We start from the raw sequence: 22,078 nt of genomic DNA, 5'->3' as shown, positions 1-22,078 counted from the left end.
TAGAGGTGTTAAGAAAATTTTAAGGAGGCTTTATATGTCAAAACACTATCTATCTAAGAGTGCCTTACTCTTATCCTTGGTAGCTGCCAGTATGGGAGCAAGCCAGTTGGTTCAAGCTCAAGAAACAACGGATACAACGACACCACCTACATCTGTTACCAATGAAATGAGCACTACCGCTGAAACAGTTGATAACCTTAGTCCAGTAGTTGAAAGTTCAACGGCTAGTACAGACAGTGACACACCTGTGACAGAAGAAAATACATCAACAGAGCCTGTCGTTACTACAATGGCTGTTACCGAAGCTGAAACTGAAGATTTAGCACCTGTTGAAGGGCAAAATGTCAATGTTCGTGTTCTCTCGACAACTGACCTCCACACCAACCTCATCAACTACGACTACTACCAAGATAAAACCTCACAAAATATCGGTTTGGCAAAAACTTCTGTCCTAATTGACGAAGCCAAGGCTGAAAATAACAATACAATCCTAGTCGATAGTGGAGATACTATTCAAGGAACACCACTAGGAACTTATGCAGCGACAGTTGACCCTGTCAAAGAAGGGGAAAAACATCCTATGTATGCTGCTATGGAATTATTAAATTATGATGCTGCCAATATCGGTAACCATGAATTCAACTACGGTTTAGAATTTTTAAAGAGCGTAGTAGGAGCTTCTTCACTACCTATTCTCAATGCCAATGTCATTGATGCGAAAACCAACGAACCTCTTTTTAAAACCTATGATGTCATCACCAAAACTTTCACAGATGTTGACGGCAAAAAGGTTTCACTTAAAGTCGGCATTACAGGCATTGTACCACCACAAATCATGAACTGGGACAAGGCTAATCTTGAAGGTAAAGTTCTTGTTCGTGATGCTGTTGAAGCCGTTAAAGAATTGATTCCAACCATGCGTGAAGCTGGGGCAGATCTCGTTTTAGTCACTGCCCATTCAGGTATCGGTGATGAAAAATACACCGTTGGAGAAGAAAATGTCAGCTACCAACTAGCTAGCCTGGAAGGTGTTGATGCGCTTGTAACAGGACACTCTCACGCAGAATTTCCATCTAGTTATTATGGCCAATTTGCAGGTGTTGACCTAGAAAAGGGAACTATCAATGGAACACCTGTTGTCATGGCTGGTAAATACGGCGACCGTCTAGGAGTCATTGATCTTAATGTGACTTACACTGATGGTAAATGGCAAGTCAATAAAGAGTTGAGCCAAGGTAGCCTACGTAAAATTGATAACAAGTCAGAAGTCGTTGATGAAAGACTTGTTCAAATGGCTCAAGAAACACATGACAAAACAGTTGCTTATGTTCGTCAACAAGTCGGAACAACAACTGCTCCAATCACCAGCTACTTTGCCCTTGTTCAAGATGACCCATCTGTTCAAATCGTTAATAATGCTCAACTTTGGTATGTTAAACAAGAACTAGCTGGTACTCCTGAAGGAGAATTGCCACTCCTTTCTGCTGCTGCACCATTTAAGGCTGGAGCCCGTAATGATCCAACAGCCTACACAGACATCCCAGCTGGACCATTGGCAATCAAAAATGTTGCTGACCTTTATGTTTATGACAATGTCACTGCTATTCTTAAAGTAACAGGTGCTGACCTTCGTGAATGGTTAGAAATGTCTGCTGGTCAATTCAACCAAGTGGATCCAAACAAAACTGAACCACAAGATTTGGTTAATACTGACTACCGTACCTATAATTTTGACATCATTGACGGTTTGACTTATGAATATGACATCACTCAACCAAACAAATATGACCGTGATGGTAAATTGGTTAACGAAACAGCTAACCGTGTGAAAAATCTTCGTTACCAAGGTAAAGAAATTGACGACGCACAAGAATTTATTGTAGTCACTAACAACTACCGTGCCAGCGGTACTTTCCCTGGTGTGAAAAATGCGAGTCTAAACCGCATCCTTAACTTGGAAAATCGCCAAGCCATTATCAACTACATCGTTTCTGAGAAAATGATCAACCCAAGTGCTGACAATAACTGGCGTTTTGCTGACACTATCAAGGGACTTGATTTACGCTTTAGAACTGCTGATTATGCTAAGAGCTTACTTGGTACCGATCAAAGCATTAGCTATTTAGAACCAAACAGTTTAGAAGGTTTTGGTACTTTCCGATTCACTTATCTTGAGCCACAAGAAACTGTGACTGAAGAAGTGATTGAAAATACAGAAAACACACCGACCACTCCAAAACCAAGTGTGGAAGTCAAAACTCCAGAACAGGCTGTAGAAGTTAGCACGCCAAAACAAGACCAAACAACCGTAACAACTCCAGGAAAACCAACTAAGACACCTATGACAAACCTGGGGGTTGTTCTTGAAAAACAACCATTAGTTGCACATCAGACAAGTTCAAGTAAAGACGTTGCTAAACCTGTTAATTATTCACGAGCTGAAAAACACAGCCTACCAAATACAGGTACAAGTACATCCGCCCTTCTTCAAGTCATGGGATTAAGTTTGATTGGTCTAGCCACAAAATTTGGTTACAAAAAGAAAGACAATAAATGACAACCTTAGACTACTTAACCAAACTAACTAGTATTCCTTCACCAACAGGCTATACCAAATCCATTATGGATTATTTGGTTGAAGAGTTAATTCATCTTGGCTATAATCCTAAACGCACTGCCAAAGATGGGGTTCTCGTTAGCCTAGAAGGTCACAATCAAAAAGACCATCGCCTAGTCACTGCTCATCTGGATACCTTGGGAGCCATGGTTAGAGCCATTAAGCCAGATGGTCGCTTGAAAATCGCCTTAGTTGGTGGCTTTAATTACAATGCGATTGAGGGAGAAAATTGCACCGTTCATCTTGCCCAAAATGGTAAAGAAATCAGCGGTACCATTCTCCTACATCAAACCAGTGTCCATGTTTACCGAGATTCAGGCAAATTGGAACGCAACCAAGATAATATGGAAGTTCGTTTGGATGAAAAAGTAACATCTGCTGATGAAACCGCGGCTCTTGGGATTCGGGTTGGAGATTTTATCTCATTTGATCCCCGTACCCAAGTGACCACTAGTGGTTTTGTCAAATCACGTCACCTAGATGATAAGGTATCAGCTGCCATTTTACTTAATTTATTAAAAAATTATGCCAAGGAAAACACGCTTCTTCCCTACACCACTCATTTTTACTTTTCTAGTTTTGAAGAGGTTGGGCATGGAGCAAACTCTAGTCTCCCCAAGGAAGTAGTCGAATATTTGGCTGTTGATATGGGCGCTATTGGTGATGATCAAGCTACAGATGAATATTCTGTATCAATTTGCGTCAAAGATGCTTCTGGCCCATACCATTTTAGTTTGCGTCAGCATTTGGTTCAACTAGCAGACAAACACCAAATCCCTTATCAGTTAGACATCTATCCTTACTATGGAAGTGATGCGTCTGCTGCTATGGCTGCTGGTGCTGAGGTGCGACACGCTCTCTTAGGAGCTGGTATTGAATCAAGTCATGCTTACGAGCGAACACACTTAGACTCAATTCAAGCCACCGAACAATTGATTGACACCTATCTAAATAGCTCTCTCAGTCAATAAAAAAACTAGGACAGTTACCCTAGCCTTTCTATTAAAAACTGACTTGATTGTTTAATCAAGTCAGTTTTTCTATGTTATCCAATAAAAGTACGAATTTCGTCTTCTGATAAAGAAGAATCACAAACCACCTTAACTTGACCATTTTCTGCAACCAAAAGTGCTGGAACTGTCTTTATCTCGTACTGATGACGAAAGTTTTGAATGGACTCTAACTGAGTTGCCTCTTCACTATTGATAAAATCAATAGTCAGACCATCTGCTTCAACGACATTGGCCAATTTAGGAGCAAAACGTTGACAATAAGGGCAGGTCGCACGACCTAAGAAAAGCACTACTTTTTCACCCTGGACAAACTTTGATTGGAGAGTTTCCACAGTTGTAGGATTGAAGTTACTAACAATTTCTGCAAAAGTTTTCATGTCATCTCCTTTATTCTAATCACGATCATCATAACCTTTTGGATGACTAGAATGCCAAGCCCAAGCTGTTTCAATGATCTTCTTAATGTCATCAAATGCTGGTTTCCATCCTAAAATATCACGCGCTCGAGTTGACTCAGCAATCAAGGTATCTGGATCGCCAGGGCGACGATCTGCCATCTCAGCTGGAATCGGATGACCCGTCACTTGACGAGCTGCCTCAAGAATTTCTAAATTAGAAAATCCTGTTGACGATCCGAGATTGAAGGCTGACGAAGGATTCCCTGAACGCAAGTAATCCACAGCTAAAATATGAGCATCTGCCAAATCAAAAGGATGCACATAATCACGGACATTGGTACCATCTGGTGTATTATAATCATCACCATAAATCATAATTTTATCACGTGTTCCTTGAGCCACTTGTAAGACAATTGGCAATAGATGCGTTTCTGGACCATGATCTTCTCCAATGCTGCCATCTGGCTTAGCTCCTGCCACATTGAAATAGCGTAGGGCAACAAATTTTGTCCCATAAGCTTGATCTGCCCACTTCATCATGGTTTCCATCATGAGCTTGCTTTCACCATACGGATTGATTGGGCGTTGAGGCGTTGTTTCTTTGATTGGTAATTCTTCTGGAATACCATAGGTTGCAGCAGTCGATGAAAAGACAATATTTTTAATGCCAAACTCATTCATCACTTCTAATAGACTAACCATACCAGCCGTGTTATTATCAAAATACTTAAGCGGATTTTCCATAGATTCTGCCACTAAAGAATAGGCTGCAAAGTGAATCACCGCATCAATATCTGGATTTTCTGTCAAGACACGACGCATAAATATCTTATCAGCTAAATCTCCCTCATAAAACAGAGCATCTGGATGAATGGCTGCACGGTGACCTGTGACCAAGTTGTCAACGACAACAACCTTTTCTTTTCCAGTTTCAATTAAACGATCAACCATGTGTGAGCCGATATAGCCTGCTCCACCTAAAATCAATACTGTCATCTATTTCTCCTTTGAATACTTTTACTTTCATTATACTCATTTAAGCCTAATTCTTCAACTAAAAGAACTAATAGACTAAGCCTTAGCGCCTCTTTTAATACCACTAACTAAAAGAAATAAACTAACAAATACCATAGTAATGGTCGCACTAGCTGGTGTTTCCAAATGATACGACAATAAAAGACCACTAACCATTCCCGTAAAACTGGTTAATAAAGCTATCAGCAAGACTTGACGAAAACTATTTCCCAAACGCATGGCAATACTGGCTGGCAAGACCATGATGGTAGAAACAAGGAGTGCTCCTGCAGCTGGAATCATCAAAGCAATGGCAATACCTGTGATTATATTAAACAAAATAGACATCAATCTAACTGGTAAACCATCAACCAAGGCAGTGTCTTCATCAAAAGTTAGTAAATACATGGGACGAATAAACAAACCAGTTAAGAGTAAGATAAGAAAGGCTAGGGCAAAAAGAGCTAAAACCTGATGGTGACTAATGGTAATAATAGAACCAAAAAGATACTGGTCTAAACTCAGACTGGAAGCATTTGCCGCCTTACTCATAATCATTAAAGACAGGGCCAAACCAGCAGACATTAAAATAGCTGTCGCAATTTCCATATAATGCTGATAGACACTTCGCAGATATTCTAAAAAAATGGCTGCTAAACTAACAATTATTAGAGTTGTCCAAGTAGGTGATAGACCCATTGCCACGCCTATTGCTACACCTGCCAAGGACACATGGCTAAGGGTATCACTCATTAAACTCTGGCTACGCAAAATCAGAAAGACACCTAAAATAGGAGCAAACAAACTCATGGCAAGCACTGCTAAAAAAGCCCGCAACATAAAATCATAGGTTAATAAGTCAAACATTATCTCTCCTCTTACTCTTCCTTATGCACGTTAAAGCAACGCCAAGGCAAATTCTGATTACGCACCAGATGAATGTTACGGTCCGCATAGGGTGCCAAATCATCTGGGTCATGAGTAATCATCAACACAGACTTGCTATGATGTTTGACATTATGGTGTAAGAGGTCATAAAAACTCTGACTGGTTCCTGCATCCATTCCTGTTGTCGGCTCATCAAGGACAAAGACATCTGGATCAGAAGCAAACAGTCGAGCAATCACAACACGCTGCTTTTGACCACCTGATAATTGACCGATTCTTTTTTGACGACTCTCCCACATACCCACTGACTCCAAACTCGCTCGCACATGTTCTTCATCATGGGCATCTAGACGACTAAACCAACCTTTTCTTGGATAACGACCTGAACGAACAAATTCTTCTACTGTACTAGGAAATCCTGCATTAAAACTGGCAATTTGTTGTGGTAAATAGGCTAAACGTAGCTTTTTTCCTTTAATATTGGTATCAGATATAGTTACTTGTCCCTTTTGCAAATTAAGCAAACCAAGACTTGCCTTAATCAAGGTTGATTTAGCGGCTCCATTTTCTCCTGTCAAGGTCACAAATTCACCACTGTCTAAATGGTAATTGATCTCATCTAAAACAGGATTATGGTCATATTGAAAACTAAGTCCACTCACCGTCATATATCTCATGATGACTTCTCCAATCTAAGCACCAAGGCTTCCATAAATCGTGATAAAACTTTCTGTTCACTTTGAGAAAACTTGTCTATGATTTCTTGATAAGCTAAAAGCGTCTGGTGATGGTGGTTAGCATGTTCTTGAGCAATGAAAAGTGCTTGCTCTGTCAAAAGATACTGATTACTTCTCGCATCACCACTAGCTTTTTGACTTTCTAAAAGTCCTTGGGCAATGAGTCCTTTGACGGCCTTCGTGACTGCTGCTTGACTAATAGATAAACACTTGGCCAAGTCAGAATTTGTCAAACTTTCCTCAGTTAAAAGCATGAGAATATGCTCTTGTGTACTGGTCAATCTCCACTCACTTTGACAAGCACCAATAAGAAATTCATGCTGATTTTCTGCTTTGAGTAAAATACTATTAACCAAATGGTCAATAGAAGTTGCTAATTCCATATAACTTTCTCCTTTTACTTAACCAGTTAATTATATCATAATCAAAAACAGAACGGTATCTTCAAATACCAGTCAATAAAAAAAGACTGGTTTTACCAGCCTTTAGTTTTCATCTTCGACAAACTGACTCAATAGCCCATTGATAAAACGTGAAGACGTTTCATCGGAGTATTTTTTAGCTATTTCAATAATCTCATTAAGGGCCACACGCGTAGGCGTTTCGTCAAAATAAGTCATTTCATAAAGCCCCAAACGTAAGAGGGTTTTATCTGTCAAGGTTAAACGTTCCAAGGACCAATCTGACTTAAGATGTTGCGTAATCACCTGATCCAATGATTCCAAATGATCATAGACACCTGTCACCAAATTGAGAATGAAAGCAGGTGTATCCAGAACATCATCCTCAGCTAAATCCTTATCATAACTATAAGCAAACTGAGATTGGTCAAGAGTCTGACCACCAAACTCAAGAGCAAATAGGGTTTGAAAGGCACGCTCACGCAAATCTCGTCTTGAATTATCAAATAACTTAGTCATTCAAGAAATCCTCATCAAACAATGATTTCACATCTGGCTTAGGTGTTTTTTCTGGCACAATACCAACGACATGAACATTGACTTGATTAACCACTACTTCTGCCATATCATAGATAGCTGATTTGACAGCTTGTTGAATGGCAAGGCAGACGGTTGGCACTGTAACACCATATTGCAAATCAACATATAAATCAACCGTTAAACTACCATCTTCAGCGGTTTCAAGATAGACACCACGACCCAAACTTTTTTTGCTCAAACCATCTGCCATTTTTTTATTTTGCAGAGAATGAACCCCTTCTACCTTGCTTGTCGCAATACCTGTAATGACTTCTAGTACACGTGGAGAAATAATAATATCTCCAATTACTTCCTTTGTCATAGCATAATCCTTTCACTTCTGAATAAGGATTGGAATTGCTCCAATCCTTGACTAATTAAGCGCGTGAGACATAAGTCCCTTCAGCTGTATTGATGACCAATTTTTGACCAGCCTCGATGAAATCTGGTACGTTGACAACAAGACCTGTTTCCATAGTCGCTGGTTTACCTGAACCTGTCACGGTTGCCCCCTTGATTGATGGTTGAGTTTCAGCAACCGTCAATTCAACTGTTGTTGGAATCGTCACACCGATAACTTCTGTACCGTAGAATTGGATTTTCACATCTGAATTTTCTAGAATGTAAAGTAATTCATTTTCCACGTTAGCTACTGGAATTTCGTATTGTTCGTAGCTTTCAGTATCCATGAAGTAGGCTGTGTCATCCATCTTGTAAAGGTACTGAGCTGGACGTGTTTCAATAATCGCTTGCTCAAATTTTTCCTCTGGACGATAGCTCGTATCAAAAGTTGAACCACTACGGATATCACGCAATTTCATTCGCATGATGGTATTTCCCTTACCTGGTTTATGGTGGCTAGCTTCTAATACTTTAATCAACTTGCCATCTGTTGTTACAAAGGTCATTCCTGCCTTTAATTTACTTGCTTCAATCATAATGATACCTCTTTATTCAAATTATTATCACTTCATTTTACCACAAAAACCATCAAGACTCAAATGTTTTAATAAAATAAGACACCCTTAGTCAGTTCTTTAGTGACTTTTCTTTTTGGAGTTGTCGCGCCTGAGCCTTACGGATTTGGCGATCCAACTCTAACTTAATTGCAGGCTCTGGTTCTCGCCATTGGTCAGGTTTCAAAATCTTATGCGTTACTGGGTCAAAATGAGGCTTGCCATCTGGAAAAATTTTGCCAATATTGGCCTCATGAACCGTATCAAAGATGGGTTTAGGATCAATACCCATCAGCGTAAACGACCCATAAGTAAAATACAAAAGATCTGCTAGAGCATCTACTTGACCAACCATCTGATCATCTGTTGCTGGTTTTTGACTAACTTTAACGACAGCCTGATCAATCGCTTGATGTAGGGCTGCCACTTGCTCTTGAAAAGCATCTAGACTAGATTGACTAGCATATATAAACTCAACGAGCTCTTCTGCTTTGAAATTAACTCGACGACTAGCCTCATGACTATCAAATGCTTTTGGTAAATCACGCAAACTGCCATCCATCAGTTCATGGAAATCACGAACCTTGTTGAAATTGTCATCACTACTCATAAAGGTTGACTCATTTCCTAGATGAATCAATCCATAATGAGCCAAGGCCTTGGCAATACCGTCTTGATTGTTACTACTTGTCGTATAAGTGGCAGTTTGTTTGGCTTCTTCACTACCATTTCCCATAGCAACACCAATACCTACGCCTGACAACATTTCTAAATCATTGTCTGAATCGCCAAAAGCCATGACTTCGTTTATGTCAAACCCAAAAATTTGACCAACTTTTTTAATACCTTTTAGTTTCGACATGCCCTTTGTAATCAAATCGGCTGAGTAGGGACTACTTCTCGTGATGGTTACTTGTGGGAATTTCTTTTCAAGTTGATTAGTTTCATCTTTAGTGGCGACTAAAACAACTTGATAAATCGGCTCTTTCATGATGGTCAATAAATCAGCAGGACGTTGAGGTTTAAAGCGTCTAATCGCATGCTTAAACGTTTTTTGCACCATCTTAGCCCAGCTTTTAGGCACCACACGACTAATAACTTGGCCAAAACGACTGGTGCCTAGGTTAATAATGTTAGAACCAACCAAGCCAGTTGCTGTTCCCAAGGAAATTTCACGCTTTCTGCCAGAAGCATATTTAATGGTTCGATAAACAGCAGATTTGGGTAGAGGGTTAGTATAAAGTACTCGATCTCTTGTAAAAATATACTGACCATTATAAGCAACAGCAAAATCTAACTCTAGATTTTCCATAAAGCGATTGATAAAACCTGGTCCACGACCAGTTGCCACACCAACCAAAATACCTTGACGATGTAAGTCTTTAATGGCTGCTTGCGTGGATTTTTGCACGGATTTAACATCGTTTAGCAAAGTGCCGTCAATATCAAAAAATACTGCTTTTATTGCCATTTCAATCCCTCATCTCTTGCTTCACACTTTTTTTGCGATATGTTACAATAATAATAACATATTTTAGGAATTGAAAGAAGACTTATGAAAAAAATTCTTGTGCTCCATACTGGTGGCACCATTTCTATGCAAGCTGATGACACCGGTAAGGTCAGACCTGAAACCACCAATCCCATGACGCATGTTGGACTGACTCTTGATAATCTAGACTTGGAAGTTCTAGACCTGTTTAACTTACCCAGTCCACATGTTAGACCCAGTCACATGCTAAAACTTTATCAATTAATTAAAGAAAAGGCAAAACAGATTGATGGGGTGGTTATTACTCACGGGACAGATACCTTGGAAGAAACGGCTTATTTCTTGGATACCATGAATTTGCCTCAAATTCCGATTGTGATTACAGGAGCGATGCGTTCATCCAATGAACTGGGGAGTGATGGCATCTATAACTATCTTTCTGCCCTTCGTGTTGCCAGTCATGACAAGGCTTATGATAAGGGAGTCTTGGTTGTTATGAATGATGAAATTCACGCAGCTAAGTATGTGACCAAAACCCATACGACTAATGTATCTACCTTTCAAACACCCACTCATGGGCCCTTGGGTATTATCATGAAGCATGATGTTCTTTTCTTCCAAACAGCAGAACCTAGGGTTCGTTTTGACTTGGAAAAGATTGAAGGCACTGTCCCAATCATCAAGGCCTATGCTGGTATGGGAGATGGCATCATTAGCTTATTGACTCCTGATAAGATTGATGGGGTAGTGATTGAAGCACTTGGAGCTGGCAATATGCCACCTGATACGATCCCTGCTTTAAGCAAACTTCTAGAACAACAAATTCCTGTTGTCCTAGTGTCACGTTGCTTCAATGGTATTGCTGAACCTGTCTATGCCTATACAGGTGGTGGTGTCTTACTTGCAGAACAGGGCGTGATGTTTGTCAAAGAGTTAAACGCTCAAAAAGCAAGATTAAAATTACTCATTGCCCTGAATGCGGGACTTAGTGAACGGGCCTTGAAAGACTATATCGAAGGCTAGTATATATAAAAAAACCTTGATAGCTATCAAGGTTTTTTCTTAAGATAATAGATGACTACTTTTCGTCAGCGACATATTCCAAAATATCTCCTGGTTGACAATCTAGCTCACGACAAATAGCATCTAAGGTTGTAAAGCGAATTGCTTTAGCTTTTCCTGTCTTTAGAATTGACAAATTGGCATTTGTGATACCAATACGCTCAGCTAATTCACCTAGCTTCATTTTTTTCTTGGCTAGTTCAACATCAAGATTGACGATAATCATACCTACTCCTAAATAATAAATTTATTTTCTTCTGCAATCACATTGGCTTGTTCAATAACTTTAGACATGGCCCAAATCAAACCGGCAATCAAAAGATAAGTCAAGTTCATTGATACAACACCAACAACAGCTGTCAAAACTGTTAAGATACGCGCCAAACGGACATTTTGGAAAATGAAGATGTGGTTTGTTAAAATGTTTTTGAAAAATTGACGAATACAAATCAAAATCGCAATTGGTAATACCAAATTCCACAACATAAAAATAACACCAAAAATCGTCACTGATAAACCAGATAGCAAGACATTGGTTTTTTGGAAATTAGCCAACCAATCTGTCAAATAGCCATTGTTAACAACACCAATCATACTAAAAATGACTAAGCCAATCGCAATCATCAAGTGGATAGCAATCAAAATATTACATAACCACACACCGTATTTCAAATAAGACATATCCTTATTTTTCATCTTAAATATTTCCTCTCTCATCTTACAAATAAAGGGTTACCATTAAATGAGCTCTATTTAATAATTATCACATGATACTATTAGTATAACAGAAATATTTTGTTTTGCAACTATTTTTTATCGAAAAACGATAAATTTTGATGTTTGATATCTCTTTAACTAGTCAAATTCTTTCTCAACTGTCAAGTAAGGCAAGACAAACCTATAGCTGGGATTATCCTGCCAATTTGGATCTGAAACAATGGCTTGTGTGACTTTTCTGGCTTCTTCCAAAATTGGATAATCCTGCACCAAATCTGCTAACTTAAACTCTGGAATACCAGATTGCTTGGTTCCAAATATATCACCAGATCCCCTCATCTTCAGATCTGCCTCTGCCAAAACAAAGCCGTCTGTTGTTTCACACATGATTCGCATGCGTTCTTTACCTGTATCGGTTTTAGGATTAGCGACCAAAATGGCATAGGATTGTTTATTTCCTCGACCGACACGTCCGCGTAATTGGTGGAGTTGACTCAAACCAAAACGGTCAGCATCCATAATAATCATAATACTGGCATTAGGGACATTAACTCCAACCTCAATGACTGTGGTTGAAACCAAAATATCTAGTTCATGATTTTTGAAGGCTGTCATAATCTGCTCTTTGTCATCTGACTTCATACGACCGTGCATCAAGGCCACCCTAGCCTTTTCATCAAATAAAGCGACCAATTCTTGATGCAGTGTTTCTGCATTTTTCAAATCTAACACTTCGGATTCTTCAATCAAGGGAGAAATGATATAAATCTGGGATTGTTTAGCGACTTCTTCTAATAACCAATCCCAAACTTGAGCTAACTGTTCATGCTTAACCCATCGTGTGATAATAGGTTTTCGACCAGCAGGTAATTGATCGATGATCGAAACGTCCATATCACCAAAAGCTGTGATTGCCAAAGTCCGTGGAATTGGCGTTGCAGTCATCATTAAAACATCTGGGTTAACTCCTTTTTCCCTAAATAAACGACGTTGTTTCACACCAAAGCGATGTTGCTCATCTGTAATCACCAAACCTAAACGATGATACGATACCCCTTCTTGAATTAGCGCGTGAGTACCCACAACTAAATCAATCGAACCCTCAGCAATCCCTGTCAAAACCGTTCGACGAGCTGCCGCCTTCATGCCAGACGTTAAAAGTGCTATGGTCAAATCAGGAAAAAGGTCAGACAAAGTCATGTAATGCTGTTCTGCTAAAATCTCTGTTGGCACCATTAAAGCTGACTGATAGCCCGCCGTGTGGGCGGCATACATAACCAAACTAGCGATAATCGTCTTGCCTGAACCCACATCTCCTTGTAACAATCGGTTCATGTGCTTATTTGATTTCATGTCAGCTAAGATCTCAGATAAACTACGTTCTTGAGCCGAGGTTAAGGTAAAGGGCAAATTAGCCAGACGCTCTGCCAATCGACGCTCATCATAGGCTAACACCGTGCCTGAATTCTCCACTTGATGACTCGCTTTTAAGATTTGTAATTTCAATTGAAAATAGAAAAATTCTTCAAACTTTAATCGCCTTAAAGCCTGTTTATAATGGGTTAAATCTGTTGGAAAATGCATGACTAAAACGGCGGTTTGACGATCTAACAACCGGTATTTATCCAACAAGTATTGAGGAAGATTTTCTGGTAAAAGCTGCAAATATCCCATATCCAAAGCCGATTTAATGGCTTTCACCAAACTGGCTTGCGAGACCCCCTTAACAAGATGATACACTGGCTGCATCTCGTCGCTAACTTGGGCTAGGATTTTAATACCAGTTAAACTAGCCTTCTTACTGTCCCATTTTCCAAAAACAGCCACCTCTTGTCCTAGTTGAATCTTGTCTTGCCAATAAGGTTGGTTAAAAAAATTGACAGCCAAGACATCATCACCTTGCTTCATCTTAAAAGTCAACCGATTACGTTTAAAACCATAATATTGCACGACTGCTGGTGTCACAACCGTTCCTAAGACGAGCGCCTTTTCTCCATCCACCAGCTCAGCTACTGACCGACGCTGAAAATCCTCATAACGAAAGGGATAATAGCAGAGCAAATCTTCAATGGTTTCAATCCCAAGTTTGATAAAGTTTTCAGTCGTTTTAGGCCCAAAACCTTTCAAGCTCGCTATTTGATCATCCAATTTCATGAGCCGATCCTTGTTGATAAATTCTTGGCACTCGTTCACTAATCAAACATAGAATTTCATAATTGATGGTCTGAGAAAATTGTGCTAAGTCAGTTGCCGTAATAAGTTGGTCCCTATCTTGACCAATCAATGTCACTTTTGTTCCCAAAGGATATGCCTTGGGTAATCGGAGTGTTATCTGATCCATGGAAACACGACCAACAATTTCACAAAATTGACCATCCACTAAAACTTTTGCTCCTTGTAAACGCCGCAACCAGCCATCTGCATAACCAATTGGTACCGTTGCAATAATCTCATCTTCACGAGCCACATAGGTTGCACCATAACCAACTGACTGACCAGCTTTCAGTTGTTTGACTTGAACCAATTGGCTCTCCAAACGTAAGGCTGGTTTTAAGTCAAAAGGAAGTGGCAGCTCTAGTCCACTAGGATTTTGACCATAAATCGCCACACCTAAGCGAACGGCATTAAAAATACCGTCCTCATGCCAAAGGGTTGTGGCTGAATTACTGGCATGAACCAATTTAGGAACATCAGTCAAATTTGACAAGATGCTCTTAAATCGTGCTAATTGTTCTTGAAATTTGCTATCGTCTGTCTCATCAGCCGTTGCAAAATGCGTGAAAATCCCTACAACTCTAGCGCCGACCTTATCTAAGGCAGACATGACTTTGTTGATCTCATCAGCTTCACGAAAACCGACACGTCCCATACCTGAATCAATCTTGAGATGTACTTGCATGCCCTCTAAATCTTGTTGGTCTTGCGTTGACAAAAGACGATCTAACCATTCCTGACTCGTTACCGTTAGCATGAGATTGTGACGAATTGCTAGGCCCACATCTTCAGCTTCAATCACTCCCAAAATCAAAACAGCTTGTGTCAAACCTGCCTGTCGTAACTCCAAAGCCTCGTCCAAATTCGACACACAATAACCATCAACAAAAGATTGCAAGCTTTTAGCAACCTCTACTGCACCATGACCATAGGCATTAGCCTTGACCACTGCAAAGGTCTGTACCTTTTCTCTTAAACAACTTTTAATAACCTCAACATTGGCTTGAATTGCTGCCAAATCAACAATCGCTCTCGTTGGTCTATGCTTACTTGCTACCATTTTCTTCCTCCAAAATAACACTGGCTTGAGCCAATTGACCACTATGACTGATGGAAACAAAAACATGACCAGGAAACAGTGACTGGGTCACTACTGGTGCTCCCTTCTCATCAGATAGGATTTCAATAGCTAAAAAGTTTAGTTTTCCAATTCCTGTTCCCATTGCCTTAGCAAAGGCTTCCTTGGCTGCCCAGCGACCTGCTAGATAAGCCATTGCCCTTTTTTTAGGTAATTGTTCAAACCTAACTAATTCCTTAGGTGTCAGTACTTTTTTTACAAAATTGGGCCGCTTATCATAAGCTTTTTCAATTGCTGAAATCTCTTGCAAATCAATCCCATGCCCTACAATCATCTTTTTCTCCAAGAAAAGAGCTAAGACCATGCCCGCTCTCTTCTTTTCTATTTTAAAATTTTTGACGTCCGTGACAATTCTTAAATTTCTTACCAGATTGACATGGACAAGTATCATTACGACGCACACCAGTAAAGTCATACTCAGTTAGGCTATCAAAATCAAGTTTTTGAGCTGCGATATTACCTTGAGCAGTTGTTCTCGCATTTTGTGACACATGCTCACGCTCTTGTTCATGAATTTGTGTCTTCATCATCGTACGCGTCACATCAAACTCAATTGTGCTAATCATATCTTGGAACATGCGGAAACCTTCTGATTGGTACTCAACAATTGGATTGTTTTGAGCATAACCACGCAGACCAACCGCACTTCTCAATTGATCCAAAGCATCAATATGACTAGTCCAACGATTATCAACAACCATCAAGATTAAGACTTTTTGGAATTCAAGAATCTTATCTTCATCTTTCAATCTCGCCATTTGTCGTTGGTAAACTTCCATCGCTCGATCATATAATTCTTCTTTGATTTCCGTAAAGTTCAAGGATTGCAAATTAGCCACACTGATATCTTGCTCATCCAAGAGATTATTTTGAGCAAAGGTCACAATAGCTTCCAAAGCCTCATCCTTATCCATACGACTATGAGCATCAACTTGACGATCAATCGTGCGTTGAATCATGGCCTTAATTTCTGGTCCTAAGTCACGAATAGCTGTAATGACTTCATAACGGTTAGCGTAAATAATTTCCCGTTGCTCCCGCATGACATCATCATACTGCAAGACTTGTTTACGAGCGTCATAGTTATTACCCTCAACACGTTTTTGGGCACTCTCTACTTGCTTGGTCAACAAGCTAGACTTGATAACAGCATCTTCTTCGTCCAAATTCATACGATCAAGAAAGGCTTTAATACGCTCTGAACCAAAACGTTTCATCAAGTCATCTTCTAAAGACAGATAGAATTGAGATTCTCCCTTATCTCCTTGACGTCCAGCACGACCACGCAATTGATTATCAATACGGCGACTCTCATGACGCTCTGTTCCGATAACACAAAGACCACCAAGGTCTAGTACACCCTCTCCCAACTTGATGTCGGTACCACGACCAGCCATATTGGTGGCAATGGTAACTGCTCCACGCTGACCAGCATTCATAATGATTTGTGCTTCTTTAAAATGGTTCTTGGCATTCAAGACTTCGTGTGGAATACCTTCTTTAACCAACATTTTTGACAGCAAATCACTAGTATCTACAGAAGCTGTTCCGACTAGAATAGGTTGACCTGTCTGATAACGCTTTTTGACATCAGCTACAACCGCACGAAACTTCGCATCTAAGGTTGGATAAAGCAAATCTGGATGGTCAATACGTTGGACTGGACGGTTGGTTGGAATTGGAATGATTCGCATGTTGTAGATTTCGCGGAATTCTTCTTCCTCCGTCTTACCAGTACCTGTCATCCCTGACAATTTTTTATACATACGGAACATGTTTTGGTAGGTGATTGACGCGCTTGTCTTGGTTTCTTCTTGAACTTCTACACCTTCCTTGGCTTCAATGGCTTGGTGAAGACCATCAGAGAAACGACGACCTTCCATGGTACGACCTGTAAATTGGTCAACGATTAAAATCTCGCCTTCTTCACTGACCACATAATCCACGTCCAAGGTCATAATATAGTTGGCACGAAGAGCATTGTCAATATAGTGGGTCAAGGCCACATTTTCAAGGTCATAAAGGTTATCCAAATTGAAATACTGCTCAGCCTTGTCAATACCAGAATCTTTTAGACCAATGGTCTTAGTCGGTATATCAATGGCATAGTCTTCACGTTTAAGGGTCTTAACGAACATATCTGCTCGGATATAAAGCTGATCAATATCTGCTCCACCAGCACCTGAAACGATCAACGGTGTACGGGCCTCATCAATCAAGACTGAGTCAACTTCATCGACCAAGGCAAAGTTCAACGGGCGTTGCACCATATCTTCTCGACGTTGCACCATGTTATCACGAAGATAATCAAATCCAATTTCTGAGTTGGTTGAGTAAGTGATGTCACAGTTATAGGCTTCACGTTTTTCCAAAGACGATTTTGCAGCCAAGTTAATCCCAACTGACAAACCAAGCCAACTGTAAACCTCACCCATCTCCATGGCATCACGAGTTGCCAGATACTCATTGACCGTAACAACGTGGACACCCTCGCCAGAGATGGCATTCAGATAAACTGGCATTGTTGCCGTTAGAGTCTTACCTTCACCAGTACGCATTTCAGGCACATCACCATGATGAAGAACAATTCCCCCCATGATTTGAACTGTATAAGGAAACAACCCCAAAACACGTTTGGCAGCTTCACGTACAACAGCAAAAGCTTCGGGCAGTAAATCATCTAAGGTTTCACCATAATTATAACGTTTTTTAAATTCTTCCGTCTTAGCCTTCAATGCCTCATCAGACAGGCCTTCCATCTCATCGGCATAAGATTCAACTTTCTTTGCTATTTTTCTTAATTTTTTCACTTCACCCTTATCATTTTCAATAAGTGTGCGTAGCATATTTGCCATTTTAGTTCCTCTCAATTACGATACATTATCATATTATTATACCACGAAATAAACTGCTATTCAAGAGTGGGCTATAATGTCGCTAAGCAATCTCTTCTCTTTGAAACTTCTTGTCCCAAGTCCCTATCTCATCTCATTGAAATTTGTTATACTAATAATAACTATCAATTAAAAAGGAGATTCCATGAAACGAATTTTAGAAAAAATTAGCCTACTAGCACTCTCTACCATGCTAGTATCCACTTTTGCCGTTTCCCCTGCCTTGCCTCAAATGATTAGTCATTTTGCAAAGGAAGGGATTTCGTCTAGTCAAGTAGAAAACCTCATTACGATTACGTCTTTTGCCATTATGGTTAGCCTATTGTCTAATGGTCTTATCGTCCGATTTTTATCAGAGCGCTCTATCATCATTTTAGGTTTATTTTTAATAGCAATTGGTGGCTCGATGCCAGTTCTTTTTCCTAGCTTTACGCTAGTTCTTTTTGCCAGAATTTTACTTGGCTTGGGAATCGGACTCATCAATGCTCGTGCCATCAACATCATTGGACATTTTTTTACAGGTCAAGAAGGGGTGCAGATGATGGGCTTACGCAGCTCAGCCGAAGTATTAGGTAGCGCCAGCTTGACTACCCTTGTTGGTTATCTCTTAGGTTTTGGCTGGCAATTTGCTTTTGCAACCTATCTATTTGCCCTAGTTATTTTATTGTTCTTTGTTCTTTTTGTGCCTAAGGAAAATCTAGGTCAAGAACAAACTGATACGGATACCTCTTTCTCTAAACCTAAATTAACAAAACACTTATGGCAAACCAGTCTTTATCTCGCTTTTCTAGCCTTTTTTGTCATCAATGTTAATACCTTCCTCACCATGAGAATTCCTCAAATCGTTGTCACATCTGGAATCGGAACAGCTCAAGAAGCTAGTTATGTTCTCAGCTTAATGCAAATGATGGGAATCTTAGCTGGAACACTGTTTAGTTTATTGATTGGTCGCTTTAAACACTGGCTGTTAGGGATAGCCTATACCATTTTTGGACTATCTGTTGTTGGGATTACCTTTGCCCATAATCTTTGGTTACTGGGATTAGGAGCAATGATTTCAGGATTCTTCTATAGTACCATTTTAACCATTATTTTTAGTCGAGCAGCTGGTCTTGCTCCAAAACCACTTGATAATACTGTTATGACTATCGTTCTTATGGGTTGTAATATCGGTGGAGCAACTGCCGCCTTACTTCCCAACTTTTTAGAAAAAATCAACCCAAGTCTTGGTGCCTTTGGTATTTATACCATCGCTTGTGGAATAATCAGTGCTTTGCTATTAGTCAAAGAAATAAAGAGAGTCTAACATGCGACTAGATAAATTTTTAGTAGATTGTGGCATCGGTAGCCGAAATGAGATCAAAAAACTCTTAAAAACAAAACAAGTTCTAGTCAATGGAGAAATTTCAACTCTGGCTAAACAACAAATTGATGAACAAAATGACCACGTCACCATAAATGGACAGACCCTAACCCATGAAAAATTTGTTTATTATTTACTCAATAAACCCCAAGGAGTTATTTCAGCAACGCAAGATGAGCAACATACTACTGTTCTTGATTTACTTGATGAAACCGCTCGTCATAAAGACGTTTTCCCTGTTGGTCGCTTGGACATTGATACCCATGGTCTTCTTCTCTTAACCAATAACGGCCAGCTAGCTCATGCTATGCTATCGCCAAAAAAACATGTGGATAAATGTTATCAAGCCAAGATTGATGGGATCATGACCCAAGATGATGTCCAAGCATTTGCTCAAGGTATCGTACTTAAAGATTTCACCTGCCAACCTGCCCAATTGACTATTCTTTCAACCAACAAAAAAGAAAACACCAGCCTCGTTCAAATTACCATCAAAGAAGGTAAATTCCACCAAGTCAAACGCATGGTGAAAGCCTGTAGTAAAACTGTAACTGACTTACAACGTTTAAGCATAGGCCCCTTGCAACTGGATCCCAATTTAGCACTAGGTGACTATCGCCGTCTAACTCCAAAAGAAATAACTAGCTTGGACATTTTTAACGTGGCATTATAAAATAGCAGAAAGAGTTATCTCTCTGCTATTTTTTTTAATCATTACTATAGCTCACAATCAAGGTTAAATCCCCAGAAAACTCCCATGATGTGACATGATTTGGTAGAATAAAATGATCTCCCTTTTTCAAAGAATAAGTGTCATTGTCTATTAGTAAATCTCCCTCACCTTCAATTACACTCATCAAATAATAAGGTGCTGTTTGCGTAAAACTAGCTTGCCCTTTAACTTCCCATTTATATACTGTAAAGAACTCATTGCTAACCAAAAGCGTGGACATTAAATCTCCTACTTTAAGATCCACAGGTTGACTATTTTTTGGTTCAGCAAGTGTCAACACATCTATGGACTCTTTCAAATGCAGTTCTCTCAATTGCCCACTTTTATCAGGACGGTCAAAATCATAGACACGATAAGTCGTATCACTTGATTGTTGAGTTTCCAAAATTAAAATACCACGACCAATGGCATGCATCGTTCCACTTGGCACATAGAAAAAATCACCTGCCTTAACTGAAACTCGTGTCAATAACTCATCCCATTGACCTGTCATAATCATCTCTTTCAAATCCTCTTTAGTCTTAGCCGTATGCCCATAGATAATTTCGGCTCCTTCATCAGCTTCCAAAACATACCAACATTCAGTCTTACCCAATTCATCTTCATGGGCTAAAGCGTAAGCATCATCCGGATGTACTTGCACACTAAGCCAATCATTAGCATCTAAAATCTTAATTAACAAAGGAAAAACTTTACTTTTGGGATAACCAAAAAGAGCTGGTTCTAAGTGATATAGTTGATCCAAACCCATTCCTTCAAAGCGACCATTTAAGATCTGTGAAACACCGTTACCATGAGCTGAGATAGCCCAATATTCACCCGTCTTATCACTATTAAGTTCATAATTAAAAACTGTACCAAGTCGATTACCTCCCCAAATCTTCTCATGCAATGTCCCTTGTAAAAATAATGGTTGTTTCATCTTATTTCTCCTTATCTTAATTCAGTTTCATTATAACACCACAACACTCTCTTCTGCAATACTTAATCTTTTCTCTCTCTAATAGCTAAAAATAGATTAGTCACCTAATCTACTTTTTATTCTTCAACTAAATGTTCTTTAAGTTGTTTAAGCAAGGCTTTTCTCCCTGCAAAACGTTCTCCCCTAATTAACCTATCCAATTGCGCTTGTTCTTTGACACTTAAATTCTTTCTAACTACCTCCAACCAAGACTTAAACGCCACATAATCCTCCAACAACATTCCACCTTCTTTCAAAGCATGACCTACCTCACCAATTTCTTCATAAGGCATCAAATTAAACTGTCGCTTCACACTATACTGCTTACGTAAAACATCCTTAACATGATTAGAAAATTTCGTCTTAAAATAAATGCGTAAACAATGCTCATCCCACAAGACCTGAGGGCAAGATTGACACAAATGATACAGACTAATCATCGCCTCTTGCTCCCAATCATCATGGAGCCAAATTCTTATCTGATAAGTTCTCTCCAACTTAGTCACTATCGGTTTCACTTTATCATATAACTCTTCAAATTTTTCATTATCCATGTCCATCTCTTAAACTCCTTTATCATTTAACTAATTCAAGTATAAGTCAAATTTCTTTTATAAAACAGGACATCGATGTCACTTTTCTCACTCTGCTAAATAAAAAAGCATTGAGACTATTCTCAATGCTTCATCTACTCCGCCAGTAGGACTCGAACCTACGACATCATGATTAACAGTCATGCGCTACTACCAACTGAGCTATGGCGGAATATCAATAGCTAAGCGACTACCTTATCTCACAGGGGGCAACCCCCAACTACTTCAGGCGTGCTAGGGCTTAACTGCTGTGTTCGGCATGGGTACAGGTGTATCTCCTAGGCTATCATCACTTAACTACTCTGATT

At 39.6% G+C, this 22,078-nt stretch carries 22 protein-coding genes, 1 tRNA gene and 1 rRNA gene; 5 read left to right on the top strand and 19 right to left on the bottom strand.

Features of this window, described 5'->3' with window-relative positions:
- Positions 1 to 34 precede the first annotated feature (34 nt).
- Together FRX54_RS05125 and FRX54_RS05120 are read left to right on the top strand one after the other, a co-directional pair.
- Positions 35 to 2,557, top strand: a complete 2,523-nt coding sequence (locus tag FRX54_RS05125) for a bifunctional 2',3'-cyclic-nucleotide 2'-phosphodiesterase/3'-nucleotidase (protein WP_146461727.1) — start codon at positions 35 to 37, stop codon at positions 2,555 to 2,557.
- Positions 2,554 to 3,588 (top strand): M42 family metallopeptidase, encoded by a 1,035-nt coding sequence (locus FRX54_RS05120; RefSeq protein WP_146461725.1) that lies wholly within the window; start codon positions 2,554 to 2,556, stop codon positions 3,586 to 3,588. Before FRX54_RS05125 ends, FRX54_RS05120 begins: the two co-directional genes overlap by 4 nt.
- A 74-nt stretch (positions 3,589 to 3,662) precedes the next feature.
- Here the strand turns inward: FRX54_RS05120 and traF are convergent, their stop codons facing one another.
- From traF to FRX54_RS05075, 9 genes are all read right to left on the bottom strand, one after another.
- Positions 3,663 to 4,007 (bottom strand): conjugal transfer protein TraF, encoded by a 345-nt coding sequence (gene traF, locus FRX54_RS05115; protein WP_146461723.1) that lies wholly within the window; start codon positions 4,005 to 4,007, stop codon positions 3,663 to 3,665.
- Positions 4,008 to 4,022: 15 nt separating this feature from the next.
- A complete protein-coding gene (gene galE / locus FRX54_RS05110; protein WP_146461721.1) occupies positions 4,023 to 5,024 on the bottom strand; it encodes a UDP-glucose 4-epimerase GalE in 1,002 nt (333 codons plus the stop codon).
- Between the two features lie 75 nt (positions 5,025 to 5,099).
- On the bottom strand, positions 5,100 to 5,909 hold the full coding sequence (locus tag FRX54_RS05105; RefSeq protein WP_146461720.1) for a metal ABC transporter permease: 810 nt from the start codon (positions 5,907 to 5,909) through the stop codon (positions 5,100 to 5,102).
- Positions 5,910 to 5,920: 11 nt separating this feature from the next.
- Entirely contained in the window at positions 5,921 to 6,607 is a 687-nt protein-coding gene (locus tag FRX54_RS05100) for a metal ABC transporter ATP-binding protein (RefSeq protein ID WP_146461718.1), read from the bottom strand.
- Positions 6,604 to 7,050: a zinc-dependent MarR family transcriptional regulator gene (locus tag FRX54_RS05095; protein WP_146461716.1), complete on the bottom strand. Its 447-nt coding sequence runs from the start codon at positions 7,048 to 7,050 to the stop codon at positions 6,604 to 6,606. The genes FRX54_RS05100 and FRX54_RS05095 overlap by 4 nt, the downstream gene beginning before the upstream one ends.
- A gap of 102 nt (positions 7,051 to 7,152) precedes the next feature.
- Positions 7,153 to 7,587 carry a transcription antitermination factor NusB gene (nusB, locus tag FRX54_RS05090; protein ID WP_146461715.1) on the bottom strand — a complete coding sequence of 145 codons (435 nt, stop codon included), beginning with the start codon at positions 7,585 to 7,587 and terminating at the stop codon, positions 7,153 to 7,155.
- Positions 7,580 to 7,969: an Asp23/Gls24 family envelope stress response protein gene (locus FRX54_RS05085; protein ID WP_146461713.1), complete on the bottom strand. Its 390-nt coding sequence runs from the start codon at positions 7,967 to 7,969 to the stop codon at positions 7,580 to 7,582. The genes nusB and FRX54_RS05085 overlap by 8 nt, the downstream gene beginning before the upstream one ends.
- A gap of 55 nt (positions 7,970 to 8,024) precedes the next feature.
- Positions 8,025 to 8,585, bottom strand: a complete 561-nt coding sequence (gene efp, locus FRX54_RS05080; RefSeq protein WP_146461710.1) for an elongation factor P — start codon at positions 8,583 to 8,585, stop codon at positions 8,025 to 8,027.
- A gap of 91 nt (positions 8,586 to 8,676) precedes the next feature.
- Positions 8,677 to 10,074, bottom strand: a complete 1,398-nt coding sequence (locus FRX54_RS05075; protein WP_146461708.1) for a Cof-type HAD-IIB family hydrolase — start codon at positions 10,072 to 10,074, stop codon at positions 8,677 to 8,679.
- 84 nt (positions 10,075 to 10,158) lie between these two features.
- On the opposite strand from FRX54_RS05075, the gene FRX54_RS05070 reads away from it, so the two are divergent.
- Positions 10,159 to 11,118, top strand: coding sequence for an asparaginase (locus FRX54_RS05070; RefSeq protein WP_146461706.1), 960 nt, complete (start codon positions 10,159 to 10,161; stop codon positions 11,116 to 11,118).
- Between the two features lie 55 nt (positions 11,119 to 11,173).
- Here FRX54_RS05070 and FRX54_RS05065 read toward each other — a convergent pair whose 3' ends face one another.
- The 6 genes from FRX54_RS05065 to secA form a co-directional block, all read right to left on the bottom strand.
- On the bottom strand, positions 11,174 to 11,383 hold the full coding sequence (locus FRX54_RS05065; protein WP_146461704.1) for a helix-turn-helix transcriptional regulator: 210 nt from the start codon (positions 11,381 to 11,383) through the stop codon (positions 11,174 to 11,176).
- Between the two features lie 8 nt (positions 11,384 to 11,391).
- Positions 11,392 to 11,853, bottom strand: coding sequence for a hypothetical protein (locus tag FRX54_RS05060; RefSeq protein WP_146461702.1), 462 nt, complete (start codon positions 11,851 to 11,853; stop codon positions 11,392 to 11,394).
- A gap of 159 nt (positions 11,854 to 12,012) precedes the next feature.
- The gene (recG, locus tag FRX54_RS05055; RefSeq protein WP_146461700.1) at positions 12,013 to 14,028 is read right to left on the bottom strand and encodes an ATP-dependent DNA helicase RecG; all 2,016 of its coding nucleotides are present in this window, start codon (positions 14,026 to 14,028) and stop codon (positions 12,013 to 12,015) included.
- Entirely contained in the window at positions 14,015 to 15,148 is a 1,134-nt protein-coding gene (gene alr / locus FRX54_RS05050) for an alanine racemase (RefSeq protein ID WP_146461698.1), read from the bottom strand. The genes recG and alr overlap by 14 nt, the downstream gene beginning before the upstream one ends.
- The gene (gene acpS / locus FRX54_RS05045) at positions 15,135 to 15,500 is read right to left on the bottom strand and encodes a holo-ACP synthase (RefSeq protein WP_146461828.1); all 366 of its coding nucleotides are present in this window, start codon (positions 15,498 to 15,500) and stop codon (positions 15,135 to 15,137) included. Before acpS ends, alr begins: the two co-directional genes overlap by 14 nt.
- A 52-nt stretch (positions 15,501 to 15,552) precedes the next feature.
- Positions 15,553 to 18,081, bottom strand: coding sequence for a preprotein translocase subunit SecA (gene secA / locus FRX54_RS05040; protein WP_146461696.1), 2,529 nt, complete (start codon positions 18,079 to 18,081; stop codon positions 15,553 to 15,555).
- Positions 18,082 to 18,265: 184 nt separating this feature from the next.
- Between secA and FRX54_RS05035 the strand changes: the two genes are divergently transcribed.
- Positions 18,266 to 19,426 carry an MFS transporter gene (locus FRX54_RS05035; protein WP_146461694.1) on the top strand — a complete coding sequence of 387 codons (1,161 nt, stop codon included), beginning with the start codon at positions 18,266 to 18,268 and terminating at the stop codon, positions 19,424 to 19,426.
- Position 19,427: 1 nt separating this feature from the next.
- On the top strand, positions 19,428 to 20,156 hold the full coding sequence (locus FRX54_RS05030; RefSeq protein WP_146461692.1) for a pseudouridine synthase: 729 nt from the start codon (positions 19,428 to 19,430) through the stop codon (positions 20,154 to 20,156).
- Positions 20,157 to 20,190: 34 nt separating this feature from the next.
- On the opposite strand, the gene manA is transcribed toward FRX54_RS05030, so the two are convergent.
- The 4 genes from manA to rrf form a co-directional block, all read right to left on the bottom strand.
- Positions 20,191 to 21,138 carry a mannose-6-phosphate isomerase, class I gene (gene manA / locus FRX54_RS05025; protein WP_146461690.1) on the bottom strand — a complete coding sequence of 316 codons (948 nt, stop codon included), beginning with the start codon at positions 21,136 to 21,138 and terminating at the stop codon, positions 20,191 to 20,193.
- Between the two features lie 116 nt (positions 21,139 to 21,254).
- A complete protein-coding gene (locus FRX54_RS05020; protein ID WP_261379640.1) occupies positions 21,255 to 21,737 on the bottom strand; it encodes a sigma-70 family RNA polymerase sigma factor in 483 nt (160 codons plus the stop codon).
- 131 nt (positions 21,738 to 21,868) lie between these two features.
- Positions 21,869 to 21,942 (bottom strand) — tRNA-Asn (locus FRX54_RS05015).
- A 9-nt stretch (positions 21,943 to 21,951) separates the two neighbouring features.
- Positions 21,952 to 22,067 (bottom strand): 5S ribosomal RNA (gene rrf, locus FRX54_RS05010).
- Positions 22,068 to 22,078: the final 11 nt, after the last annotated feature.

The sequence above is a fragment of the Streptococcus sp. sy004 genome (assembly GCF_007859205.1).
Classification (GTDB): Bacteria; Bacillota; Bacilli; order Lactobacillales; family Streptococcaceae; genus Streptococcus.
The sequence above is the reverse complement of the archived record's forward strand: the minus strand, read 5'-3'. Positions and strand labels throughout refer to the sequence as shown.

Excerpts from the sequence above, each read along its gene's own strand:
- FRX54_RS05065 (WP_146461704.1), bottom strand. The coding sequence starts at position 11,383 with ATGATTATCGTCAATCTTGATGTTGAACTAGCCAAGAAAAAAATGAAG.
- FRX54_RS05075 (WP_146461708.1), bottom strand. The coding sequence starts at position 10,074 with ATGGCAATAAAAGCAGTATTTTTTGATATTGACGGCACTTTGCTAAAC.
- nusB (WP_146461715.1), bottom strand. The coding sequence starts at position 7,587 with ATGACTAAGTTATTTGATAATTCAAGACGAGATTTGCGTGAGCGTGCC.
- FRX54_RS05030 (WP_146461692.1), top strand. The coding sequence starts at position 19,428 with ATGCGACTAGATAAATTTTTAGTAGATTGTGGCATCGGTAGCCGAAAT.
- FRX54_RS05060 (WP_146461702.1), bottom strand. The coding sequence starts at position 11,853 with ATGAAAAATAAGGATATGTCTTATTTGAAATACGGTGTGTGGTTATGT.
- alr (WP_146461698.1), bottom strand. The coding sequence starts at position 15,148 with ATGGTAGCAAGTAAGCATAGACCAACGAGAGCGATTGTTGATTTGGCA.
- efp (WP_146461710.1), bottom strand. The coding sequence starts at position 8,585 with ATGATTGAAGCAAGTAAATTAAAGGCAGGAATGACCTTTGTAACAACA.
- FRX54_RS05020 (WP_261379640.1), bottom strand. The coding sequence starts at position 21,737 with ATGGACATGGATAATGAAAAATTTGAAGAGTTATATGATAAAGTGAAA.
- FRX54_RS05035 (WP_146461694.1), top strand. The coding sequence starts at position 18,266 with ATGAAACGAATTTTAGAAAAAATTAGCCTACTAGCACTCTCTACCATG.
- FRX54_RS05095 (WP_146461716.1), bottom strand. The coding sequence starts at position 7,050 with ATGGAATTAGCAACTTCTATTGACCATTTGGTTAATAGTATTTTACTC.
- recG (WP_146461700.1), bottom strand. The coding sequence starts at position 14,028 with ATGAAATTGGATGATCAAATAGCGAGCTTGAAAGGTTTTGGGCCTAAA.
- FRX54_RS05120 (WP_146461725.1), top strand. The coding sequence starts at position 2,554 with ATGACAACCTTAGACTACTTAACCAAACTAACTAGTATTCCTTCACCA.
- FRX54_RS05125 (WP_146461727.1), top strand. The coding sequence starts at position 35 with ATGTCAAAACACTATCTATCTAAGAGTGCCTTACTCTTATCCTTGGTA.
- acpS (WP_146461828.1), bottom strand. The coding sequence starts at position 15,500 with ATGATTGTAGGGCATGGGATTGATTTGCAAGAGATTTCAGCAATTGAA.
- FRX54_RS05105 (WP_146461720.1), bottom strand. The coding sequence starts at position 5,909 with ATGTTTGACTTATTAACCTATGATTTTATGTTGCGGGCTTTTTTAGCA.
- FRX54_RS05085 (WP_146461713.1), bottom strand. The coding sequence starts at position 7,969 with ATGACAAAGGAAGTAATTGGAGATATTATTATTTCTCCACGTGTACTA.
- galE (WP_146461721.1), bottom strand. The coding sequence starts at position 5,024 with ATGACAGTATTGATTTTAGGTGGAGCAGGCTATATCGGCTCACACATG.
- FRX54_RS05070 (WP_146461706.1), top strand. The coding sequence starts at position 10,159 with ATGAAAAAAATTCTTGTGCTCCATACTGGTGGCACCATTTCTATGCAA.
- FRX54_RS05100 (WP_146461718.1), bottom strand. The coding sequence starts at position 6,607 with ATGAGATATATGACGGTGAGTGGACTTAGTTTTCAATATGACCATAAT.
- secA (WP_146461696.1), bottom strand. The coding sequence starts at position 18,081 with ATGGCAAATATGCTACGCACACTTATTGAAAATGATAAGGGTGAAGTG.
- manA (WP_146461690.1), bottom strand. The coding sequence starts at position 21,138 with ATGAAACAACCATTATTTTTACAAGGGACATTGCATGAGAAGATTTGG.
- traF (WP_146461723.1), bottom strand. The coding sequence starts at position 4,007 with ATGAAAACTTTTGCAGAAATTGTTAGTAACTTCAATCCTACAACTGTG.